A 9,761-nucleotide genomic window follows, 5' to 3' on the forward strand; every position below is an offset into this window, starting at 1 on the left:
TTTTCGAAATAAGTTACCCATAACCTGCAAGCTAAGCTATTGATAAGATTTGAATTTTCCGTTAGTTGGTGGCTGATTTTTTCGAAAACAGTACACTAGGGAGGCGGAAAAAAGCAAACACGGTTTGCTTTTAAGAAAATTTACCGAGGTAAGTAGCCACAGGTGACCAGGTATTTCTTGATGGTGGGCTCAGACGCTATCCCTTGTTTGACCAATGCTTGTTTTAGTGTTCGCTCTGAAATAGCCGGGTTGCCCAGAATGAGACGGTCGGCGGCTTTGCAAATGCGCTTGCGCAGGTCCGCTGCGTTCTGCTGCTTTACCGAGTCCGGGTGGCTGTTGGCCCTGCCAGCCGCCGCGCCTCTTTGCGAGGCTTGTACGGAAAACGCGTTGGTCAGCGCCTTATTCAGCGCTTTCCTTAAAAAGTTGGCTACATTGAAATTGCCCTTCGCTACGTCGACCTCTTCAACCTGCTTGAAGATGCTCGCAAGCATGAGCGCCTTGTCTGCCTCGCCCATGAAGGTGCGAAAGGATTCTCGAGCGTCAATCTCCGCCCCCGGATGCTTTAGCCGCTCCTTACCCACCAGTGCGCAATACCTATAAGGATCTGTCGCTTGCATTTGGGCGATGAGATCGACATCCAGCTCGAAGACGTAGAGTTCCGTTTCAAAGAGCCAATTAGCGAGTACCTGGACAGCTTGAACGCTCTGCACCAGAGCGTAAGTTGCTACGAGTTGCGAATCAGCATCGTTGTGGTCAACTCCAAGAAATCCTCTCATGACACTCGGCAGCGAACCAGAATCTCTATAGCTGGCCTGGTCCTCAATCTCATCGCGCAGTCGGAACATGGTGGCCACTACCGATCCTGCTCGATCAGGGTAGCTGCCATCCTCAAGCCAGAATGATGTGGCGTAATTGGCCACATCTAGAGCTTCTTTGAAATGCTCACGAAATTGCGGATACAGCGCTAACTCATGCACGGCCTGTTCGATGTCGTCCAGTTCCTCAAGCAAATTGCTGACATCGCATCCAGCAATTTCAAGGCAACCAACCGGCATATTCTCATTGTCCATCGACCGCCCCTTGGCCCCGGCTTGTGTCACATGTACAGCGGTTCGGCAGTACCACAGTTCGGACCGCCAGCGGAGTAGCTGGGGCAGTGTTGTTACACGATTTGGCCTCGTAACACGTCGCACCGTGTCGCCCACGTCGTCGTGTAACTTCAAATAATTCATTTATATTCAATGATTTATAAGGTTTCGTTACACCCGTAACACGAGTAACACCGCTTTTGGAGGGAGTATGGAAAAGGAGTTTCATACGGCCTTTCCAAAGTGGCCGTGCACAACATTGCCCGCTGCGAGCTCATCAAGATGATCGGCATACCACTGCATCATGACTTTGCGTTGAGGTAAATAAACTGCCTTGTTGTACACCCCTGCGATCCCTTCCTTCACATGGGAAAGCTGCGCCTCAATATGATTTTCATCGAACCCCTGCTCATTGAGGATTGTGCTTGCGATATGGCGGAAGCCATGGCCTGTTTGGCGTCCGCCATAACCGAGTCTTCGTAACGCCATCAGAAAAACGGTATTGCTGCGTGGGATAGTCCGATCTTTCCGGCCGGGAAACAGCAGAGGGTATGCTCCTGTAAGCAAGCGCAATTCAGTGATTGTTTCGACAGCTTGGCGGGATAGGGGGACCACGTGTTCACGCCGACGCTTCATACGTTCAGCTGGGATCGTCCACAGCTTTTTGTTGAGGTCGATCTCTGACCAGCGTGCTTCTCGAATTTCACTCGGACGTGCGGCCAATAGCGCAAGCAAGCGGAGCCCCAAACGAACATCCTTTGCATGAGGGTAAGAATTGATCGCACGGAGCAATGCGGGTAGCTCTCCTACTGAAACGTGCGCGTAGTTTTCGGCGCTACGGGTCTGAAGGAATTTGTTGAGACCTTCGAGAGGATTGTGTATGGCTCGCCCAGTTACACGAGCCAAGTCATAGATCTCTTTGCAAGTGGCCCGGACTCTGCCCATTTGGTCAATGATCCCTTTCTGCTCCATGCTGCGTAGGAACTCCATCCATTCAAGAGGCAGTATCTCGGTATAAACCCGCTTCCCAAATATTGGGAACGCATGCAGCTCCAAAGCTCCAATGATTCTCCTGGCGGTGCCTGCTTCCCAGCTCGATCGTCTGGAATCAAACCACTCCCGTGCTAGCGCCTCGAAAGTGTTATTGGCTGCCTCCAGGTCAGCAGCTCTCCTCGCCTGTTTGCTGACTAATGGATTTTTTCCGTTGGATGAGTCTTCACGCAGTTGTGCAGCCTTCTGCCTGGCTAGAGATCCGCTGACTTCGGGATAGCCGCCTAGCCCTAACCAAGACCATTTCCCGTCTGGCTTTTTGTAACGTAATTCCCAAGACTTCTGGCCATTTGCTTTGACCCGAAAATACAAGCCGTTGCCATCTTGCTCCCGATAGGTTGCATCCTCTGGTTCCAGGCCGGAGAGGGTGGTGTCGGCTAAAGGACGGCGCTTGATGTCAGTGCGTTTCACGGCTTGTATGCCTCCTGTTCAAGGAATTGCAAAGCATACACGTGGGCATACACGGCGTGAAGGTATAGGGGTGGACTGCTATGAACAGCCAGAGACAACAAAGCCAGCACGGGGCGGGCTTCTTGGGGTATTTCGTAGACTGTCTGAGACAGGCCTAGATTGCTATATGGTGCACCAGGCGGGATTCGAACCCACGACCCCTGCCTTCGGAGGGCAGTACTCTATCCAGCTGAGCTACTGGTGCAGCGCGGGCGCCATGATACTCACATGGGTACGGGGCGTCCAGTTGCGGTCAGCCTGCAACGCAAATCATCCAGCGCCCCGACAGACGGACGCCCGTAAGCCTTTCATCACCCCACACCCACTGCCACCCACAAAGGGACATCCACCCGCTTCCGGCACAACCACCACGTGGTGCATGATGCCCCCAACACCCCCCAGCCAGATCGTTCTCACCGAGGCCATCTTATCAATCAGTTCAAAAGCATCGAGCGCAGCCCGTGCCGCGTTCTTATTACCGGGGCGAGCATCGCAGGCTGCGCAGCGGCATGGTGGCTGACGCAGCGCAATTGCGATGTCACGGTCGTCGAGCAGGCGCCTGTCTTTCGGGATGGTGGGCAGAATGTGGATGTGCGCGGCGCTGCTCGGGAGGTGCTGCGTTTGATGGGGCTTGAGCAGGCGGTGAAGGACCTTTATACCGGCGAGACGGGGCTTGCGTGGGTCGATGAGGATAACCGCACGGCGGCGCAAATTGATCTGTCCGGTCTGGACGGCGATGGGCCGACGGCTGAGCTTGAGGTGTTGCGCGGTGATCTTGCCCGCCTGCTGTATGAGGCTTCGTCTGCCGATGCCTTCTATCGCTTTGGTGATCGTATCGTCTCGGTCGAGCATGATGAGGCGGGTGTGTCGGTCGTGTTTGAGAGCGGTGACGAGGAGCGTTTTGATCTGTTGATCATCGCGGAAGGGGTCGGCTCGCGTACGCGGGAGCTGGTGTTCCCCGGCGAGAATCAGCCGCGCAGGATGGACATGGCGTGCGCATTCTTTACCGTGCCTCGTGCGCCTACCGATAGCCAGACTGCGCGTTGGTATAACGCGGTGGGCGGTCGAAGCGCAGGGGTTCGTCCGGACAATCGTGGCACCACGCGTGCGTTCTTTAATGTGCACGGTCGCAGCCATCTCGGGGTTGGCAACAGCATTGCCGAGCAGAAGGCGTTTCTTCGGGCGTCTTTCGACGGCGCGGGCTGGGAGGTGCCTCGTCTGCTGGCCGGGATGGAGGCCGCGGAGGACTTCTGGTTCGATGATCTGCGCCAGGTGAAGATTGATCGCTGGTCCAACGGGCCTTTGGTGTTGCTGGGCGATGCGGCCTGGTGTGTCACGCCGCTGGGCGGGGTTGGCGCTTCGCTGGCGTTGATTGGCGCATATGTGCTGGCTGGCGAGCTGACCAAGACCGATTCCATTGCAGCGGCCCTTGCCGCGTATGAATATGTGCTGCGCCCGGTGGTGAAAAAGTCGCAGAATGTGCCGAAGCTTGTTCCGCGTCTGGTTCATCCTCGCAGCCGCACGGGTGTCAGGATCCTGCGCGCCGTACAGCGGTTGGTGGCGACCCCCTTTATCAGCAAGCGTGCTGCCAGGGCGCTGACGCCTGCAGTTCAGTCGTTCACGCTGCCGGATTATCGATAGCGCTACAGTGCCTTTAAAACCTGTCACCCGGAGAATTAAAGAATGGATTCACTACAACACTGGCTCAGCTTCGCGATGATCGCCCTGGTCGTCACCCTCACGCCGGGCCCTGCGGTGGTCATGGCGCTGTCGAATTCCATGAGCCACGGCCCGGCGCGGGCGATGATCGGCTCGCTCGGCAATGCACTCGGGCTGATGGTGGTTGCGACGGCGGTAACGGCCGGGCTTGGCGCGGTGTTGGTGGCGTCTGCCAGTGCGTTTCTGGTTCTGAAGCTTGCGGGTGCGGGGTATCTGATCTTTCTGGGCATCAAGCAGTGGCGCAATGCGCGCAGCGCCTTTGATGCGCTGGAGGCTGCGCCAAAGGCGGTGTCCGCAGGGAGTCTGTTTTTCAAAGGCATCTCGGTGGCGCTGACCAACCCCAAGGCGATTCTGTTTTTTATTGCGTTCCTGCCCCAGTTCATTCAGCCGGGCACTTTTCAGGTGCAGCAGACCGGCGTGTTGATCGTCACCTTTGCCGGTTGCTCTGTGGTCGCCCATGCTTTTTATGTGCTGCTGGCACAGAAGCTCAAGCGCCACCTCAATTCCGCCCGCCGCCGCAAGAACGTGAACCGGGTGTTCGGGGCGTCGTTCATTGGTTTGGGGTTCAGCCTGTTCACCTTGAAGGGCAGGGCAGCCTGACAGCGTTGAGGTTGTACGGTGATCGAAAAACCACACAGCCCTGACATGGGCGTTCTTTTTTTCGAACAGCCTATTGTCCTTTGCCCCCGCAATGCCTAGGATTCGTTTGAGATTTCAAACGCTCTTGTTCGGTCTTCCTGCTTTCATGCGTTGCGCATCGCTGGAACCCGATGGAATGTTTTCCTGGCGATGGCTTCCAAACGGGGTGCATCGATATTCATTTGTTCGCTCCGCCTTTGTGCGGTGCTGTTTAGGAGGCCGACATGCAGCTTAAAGATTCCACCCTGTTCCGCCAGCAAGCCTACATCAACGGCCAGTGGCTGGATGCGGACGGTGGTCAGTCGATCAAGGTCAACAACCCGGCGACCAACGAGATCCTCGGCACTGTGCCGAAAATGGGCGCGGCCGAGACGCGTCGGGCGATTGAGGCGGCTGACAAGGCGCTGCCGGCCTGGCGTGCGCTGACCGCCAAAGAGCGCGGCAACAAGCTGCGTCGCTGGTTTGAACTGATGATCGAGAATCAGGACGACCTGGGTCTGCTGATGACCCTGGAGCAGGGCAAGCCGCTGGCTGAGGCCAAGGGCGAGATTACTTATGCAGCGTCGTTCATCGAGTGGTTCGCTGAAGAAGCCAAGCGCGTGTACGGCGACGTGATCCCCGGTCACCAGCCGGACAAGCGTCTGATTGTGCTCAAGCAGCCGATTGGTGTGACGGCGGCGATTACGCCGTGGAATTTCCCGGCAGCGATGATCACCCGCAAGGCCGGCCCTGCGCTGGCGGCGGGTTGCACGATGGTGCTCAAGCCTGCGTCGCAAACGCCGTTTTCTGCGTTGGCGCTGGCTGAACTGGCCGAGCGGGCGGGTATTCCGGCTGGCGTGTTCAGCGTGGTGACGGGCAGCGCGGGCGACATCGGCAGCGAGCTGACCGGTAACCCGATTGTGCGTAAATTGTCCTTCACGGGTTCGACCGAGATCGGTCGCCAGTTGATGGCTGAGTGCGCCAAGGACATCAAGAAAGTGTCGCTGGAGCTGGGCGGCAACGCACCTTTTATCGTGTTCGACGACGCCGATCTCGACAAGGCCGTTGAAGGCGCGATGATCTCCAAGTACCGCAACAACGGTCAGACCTGCGTCTGCGCCAACCGCATCTATGTGCAGGACGGTGTGTACGACGCGTTCGCCGAGAAGCTCAAGGCGGCGGTCGGCAAGCTGAAAATCGGTAACGGCCTGGAAGACGGCATTACCACTGGCCCGTTGATCGATGAAAAAGCCGTGGCCAAGGTCAAGGAGCACATTGCCGACGCTGTCAGCAAAGGCGCGACCGTGCTGACCGGTGGCAACAGCCTGGAAGGCTCGTTCTTCGAGCCGACTATTCTGGTCAATGTGTCGAAAGACGCCGCGGTTGCCCGAGAAGAAACTTTCGGTCCGCTGGCCCCGCTGTTCCGTTTCAAGGACGAGGCTGAGGCGATTGCGCTGGCCAACGATACCGAGTTCGGTCTGGCGTCGTACTTTTATGCGCAGAACATGAGCCGCGTGTTCCGGGTGGCCGAGGCGCTGGAATATGGCATGGTGGGTATCAACACCGGCCTGATCTCCAACGAGCTGGCACCGTTCGGCGGCATCAAGTCGTCCGGCCTGGGCCGTGAAGGCTCCAAGTACGGCATCGAAGATTATCTGGAAATCAAATACCTCTGCCTGTCGGTCTGACTGACGCTGAGGTGTTGCAGCCGATGGCGCGCGAGAGCGACGTGCCATCGGCTTTTGTTGCACCGTAATTTCTTGGCGGCCTGAAGGCTGCAGCAGTCGATCATCGTATGCTGTTGCAGTTGATCCAGCCCGCTTGATCCTTGAACCACGCCGACCGATGAGCGGCGAATGAGGAATACATGAGCCAGACCAACGAATCCCTGATGCAACGCCGCCATGCTGCCGTCCCGCGTGGCGTTGGTCAGATCCACCCGATCTTTGCTGCTTCGGCGAAGAACGCCACCGTTACCGACGTGGAAGGTCGTGAATTCATCGACTTCGCCGGCGGTATTGCGGTGCTGAACACCGGTCACCTGCACCCGAAGATCGTCGCCGCGGTGCAAGAGCAACTGACCAAGCTGACCCATACCTGCTTCCAGGTATTGGCGTACGAGCCGTATGTAGAGCTGTGCGAAAAGATCAACGCCAAGGTGCCAGGTGATTTCGACAAGAAAACCCTGCTGGTCACCACCGGTTCCGAGGCGGTGGAAAACGCCGTGAAGATCGCCCGTGCTGCCACTGGCCGTGCAGGCGTGATCGCGTTCACCGGTGCTTACCACGGTCGCACCATGATGACCCTGGGCCTGACCGGCAAGGTTGTGCCTTACTCGGCCGGCATGGGCCTGATGCCAGGCGGTATCTTCCGCGCGCTGTACCCGTGTGAGCTGCATGGCGTGAGCGTTGACGATTCTATCGCCAGCATCGAGCGCATCTTCAAGAACGACGCCGAGCCACGGGACATCGCTGCGATCATCATCGAGCCGGTGCAGGGCGAAGGTGGTTTCTACGTGGCGCCGAAGGCCTTCATGCTGCGTTTGCGCGAGCTGTGCGACAAGCATGGCATCCTGTTGATCGCGGACGAAGTGCAGACCGGCGCTGGCCGTACCGGCACGTTCTTCGCCATGGAGCAGATGGGCGTTGCTGCTGACCTGACCACATTCGCCAAGTCCATCGCGGGCGGTTCCCCGCTGGCGGGTGTGTGCGGCAAGGCTGAATACATGGACGCCATTGCGCCCGGCGGTCTGGGTGGCACGTATGCCGGTAGCCCGGTGGCCTGCGCGGCAGCCTTGGCGGTGCTGGACATCTTTGAAGAAGAACACCTGCTGGAGCGCTGCAAGGCAGTGGGCGAGCGTCTGGTGACGGCGCTCAAAGGCATGCAGGCCAAGTACCCGGTGATCGGTGAAGTGCGCGCGCTGGGCGCGATGATCGCAGTCGAGCTGTTTGAAGACGGCGACTCGCACAAGCCTAACGCCGCTGCAGTGGCTCAGGTTGTTGCCAAGGCGCGTGACAAGGGTTTGATCCTGCTGTCGTGCGGTACTTACGGCAACGTGTTGCGCGTACTGGTACCGCTGACCGCCGAAGACGAACTGCTGACCCGTGGTCTGGCAATTCTCGACGAGTGCTTCGCTGAAATAGCGTGAAAAACGTGCGGTCGCGAATTGATTAATTTGTGACCAAACGGACAAAAAAAGCCCGTTTCGACGGGTTTTTTTTCGTCTGGAGCAAGGTATTTCACTCTTTTGGCTATATCCGGGCGAACGCATTGGCTAAGGTGAACGCATCGATGTCGGAGAGTCATGATGACTGCTGTAGTTTTACCCGCGGTACCTCGCGTCTTGATTGCTGAGTCTGATCCGTGGGTTCGCGAAACACTCAGCGATCTGGTGCTGGGCGTGCGCGCGGACGTCGAACTGGAGATGTGCACCGATGGCAAGCAAGCCGTCGAGTGGATGAAGAAGCAACTGCCGGATCTGGTCATTGCTGCACGCGAGCTGCCGGGCATCGATGGGCTGAGCCTGTTGCGTGGCGTGCGTAACCTGCGCCGTCAGCCTGTTATCCCCTTCATTCTGATCAGCAGCCGCAGTGACAGCGCCAGCGTGCGTGAAGTCCTGCCGCTGGCTCCGACCGCTTATCTGACCAAACCCCTGAACACCGAGGGTTTGCGTCAGCGCCTCGAGAGCCTGCTGCTGGAGCATCGCGCCCCGGCGCCGGGTGAAGTGCCCGCGTTGACGCCTGGGCTGACCCTGACCAGGTTTCTCGACAAGCGCCGCGACGTGGCGGACGGCGCGCCGCTGTTCGTCGATGTCGCGACCGCCGTGAAGCTCAGTCAAACCGCGAATGGTATCGACGTTGCGTTGCTGGAGCAGGAGTTGCGCAACGATCCGCACATCACCGCCGTTTTGATCGCCGCCGCCAACAGCGCTGCCCAACACCTGGGCAAGCCGGTGCAGACCATGGGCGGTGCGCTTGGCATTCTGGGGCCGGTGCAAGGTGCGAACATCGCATTGGGTCTGGCTAAAAAGCGCATGGCGGTGTTGACCGACGATGCGTTGCTGGCACAAGCCCATGAATTCTGGACCATGTCACAGCGCACCGCCGATTACGCGCGCATTCTGGGCGGCATGCTGGAGCTGGATGTAGAGCGTTGTTTCTGCGCCGGGCTATTGCAGTCGCTGGGTGATCTGGCCGTGCTGGGCTGTTTGCAGGAATGGCTGCTGGCCGGTGGCGTGCTGAACGAAGAGGTGATCAAGCAATCGCTGGAGCAGTATTCCGCTGCCTTCGGTTCTGCGCTGCGCACCCGCTGGCGCTTGCCGCTGGAACTGCGTGAGCTGATCGCTGCGGTGTATCAATACAACACCGGCATCTTCACTCGCGAAGTACTGGCGATGAACCTGGCGGGCCAGATGGCGCGTCTGGGCGAGGAAGAGAGTGTTACCACGCTGATCAAGACCAAGTCGGCGAAGCTGTTGAAGCTAAGTGTTGGCGACTTGCAGCGTCTGCGCAAGAAGCTGACGGGCGTGACGGATCCGAGCCTGCTGATACCGCTGCCTGTCGAGCCTGAGGCCGTTGCGGATGCGGTTGAGGACGATGAGCCTGATCTGCTGGACCTTACGCTTGAGGCACCTGTTGAAGAGCCAGCGGCGATTGAGGACCCGGGCGATGCGGTTCAGGATGTGACGAAGAACTGACATCTTCGCGCCGCCTACTAAAGATCGGACGCAGAGCGTTCAGAACCGCATGCGACGCGAAGCGTCGCACGATAGTTGGGATTATCGTTCCGCACGCTCCAGCGTCGGAATGCCTTGCGTGACGCTCTGCGTCACCAATC

7 protein-coding genes and 1 tRNA gene are annotated in these 9,761 nt (G+C 58.3%); 5 read left to right on the top strand and 3 right to left on the bottom strand.

What is annotated here, in order from left to right:
* Positions 1 to 140: 140 nt before the first annotated feature.
* The 3 genes from DW49_RS0108525 to DW49_RS0108535 form a co-directional block, all read right to left on the bottom strand.
* Complete coding sequence (locus DW49_RS0108525) at positions 141 to 1,070, bottom strand: hypothetical protein (RefSeq protein ID WP_024421218.1); 930 nt, start codon at positions 1,068 to 1,070, stop codon at positions 141 to 143.
* A gap of 243 nt (positions 1,071 to 1,313) precedes the next feature.
* Positions 1,314 to 2,549 (bottom strand): tyrosine-type recombinase/integrase, encoded by a 1,236-nt coding sequence (locus tag DW49_RS0108530; RefSeq protein WP_005613749.1) that lies wholly within the window; start codon positions 2,547 to 2,549, stop codon positions 1,314 to 1,316.
* Between the two features lie 167 nt (positions 2,550 to 2,716).
* Positions 2,717 to 2,793, bottom strand: a tRNA-Arg gene (locus tag DW49_RS0108535).
* A 167-nt stretch (positions 2,794 to 2,960) separates the two neighbouring features.
* Here DW49_RS0108535 and DW49_RS0108540 point away from each other — a divergent pair.
* The 5 genes from DW49_RS0108540 (at position 2,961) to DW49_RS0108560 (ending at position 9,621) form a co-directional block, all read left to right on the top strand.
* Positions 2,961 to 4,229 (top strand): FAD-dependent monooxygenase, encoded by a 1,269-nt coding sequence (locus DW49_RS0108540; RefSeq protein ID WP_024420638.1) that lies wholly within the window; start codon positions 2,961 to 2,963, stop codon positions 4,227 to 4,229.
* Between the two features lie 42 nt (positions 4,230 to 4,271).
* Complete coding sequence (locus DW49_RS0108545) at positions 4,272 to 4,907, top strand: LysE family translocator (protein WP_005613755.1); 636 nt, start codon at positions 4,272 to 4,274, stop codon at positions 4,905 to 4,907.
* Between the two features lie 263 nt (positions 4,908 to 5,170).
* Positions 5,171 to 6,613 carry an NADP-dependent succinate-semialdehyde dehydrogenase gene (gene gabD / locus DW49_RS0108550; RefSeq protein ID WP_003380270.1) on the top strand — a complete coding sequence of 481 codons (1,443 nt, stop codon included), beginning with the start codon at positions 5,171 to 5,173 and terminating at the stop codon, positions 6,611 to 6,613.
* 179 nt (positions 6,614 to 6,792) lie between these two features.
* A complete protein-coding gene (gabT, locus tag DW49_RS0108555; RefSeq protein WP_005613757.1) occupies positions 6,793 to 8,073 on the top strand; it encodes a 4-aminobutyrate--2-oxoglutarate transaminase in 1,281 nt (426 codons plus the stop codon).
* 156 nt (positions 8,074 to 8,229) lie between these two features.
* Positions 8,230 to 9,621 (top strand): response regulator, encoded by a 1,392-nt coding sequence (locus tag DW49_RS0108560; protein ID WP_024420636.1) that lies wholly within the window; start codon positions 8,230 to 8,232, stop codon positions 9,619 to 9,621.
* Positions 9,622 to 9,761 lie beyond the last annotated feature (140 nt).

Source organism: Pseudomonas avellanae BPIC 631, assembly GCF_000444135.1.
Classification (GTDB): domain Bacteria; phylum Pseudomonadota; class Gammaproteobacteria; order Pseudomonadales; family Pseudomonadaceae; genus Aquipseudomonas; species Aquipseudomonas avellanae.

Bases quoted from the DNA above. Each gene is read 5' to 3' on its own strand.
- DW49_RS0108525 (WP_024421218.1), bottom strand. From the start codon at position 1,070: ATGGACAATGAGAATATGCCGGTTGGTTGCCTTGAAATTGCTGGATGC.
- DW49_RS0108545 (WP_005613755.1), top strand. From the start codon at position 4,272: ATGGATTCACTACAACACTGGCTCAGCTTCGCGATGATCGCCCTGGTC.
- gabD (WP_003380270.1), top strand. From the start codon at position 5,171: ATGCAGCTTAAAGATTCCACCCTGTTCCGCCAGCAAGCCTACATCAAC.
- gabT (WP_005613757.1), top strand. From the start codon at position 6,793: ATGAGCCAGACCAACGAATCCCTGATGCAACGCCGCCATGCTGCCGTC.
- DW49_RS0108560 (WP_024420636.1), top strand. From the start codon at position 8,230: ATGATGACTGCTGTAGTTTTACCCGCGGTACCTCGCGTCTTGATTGCT.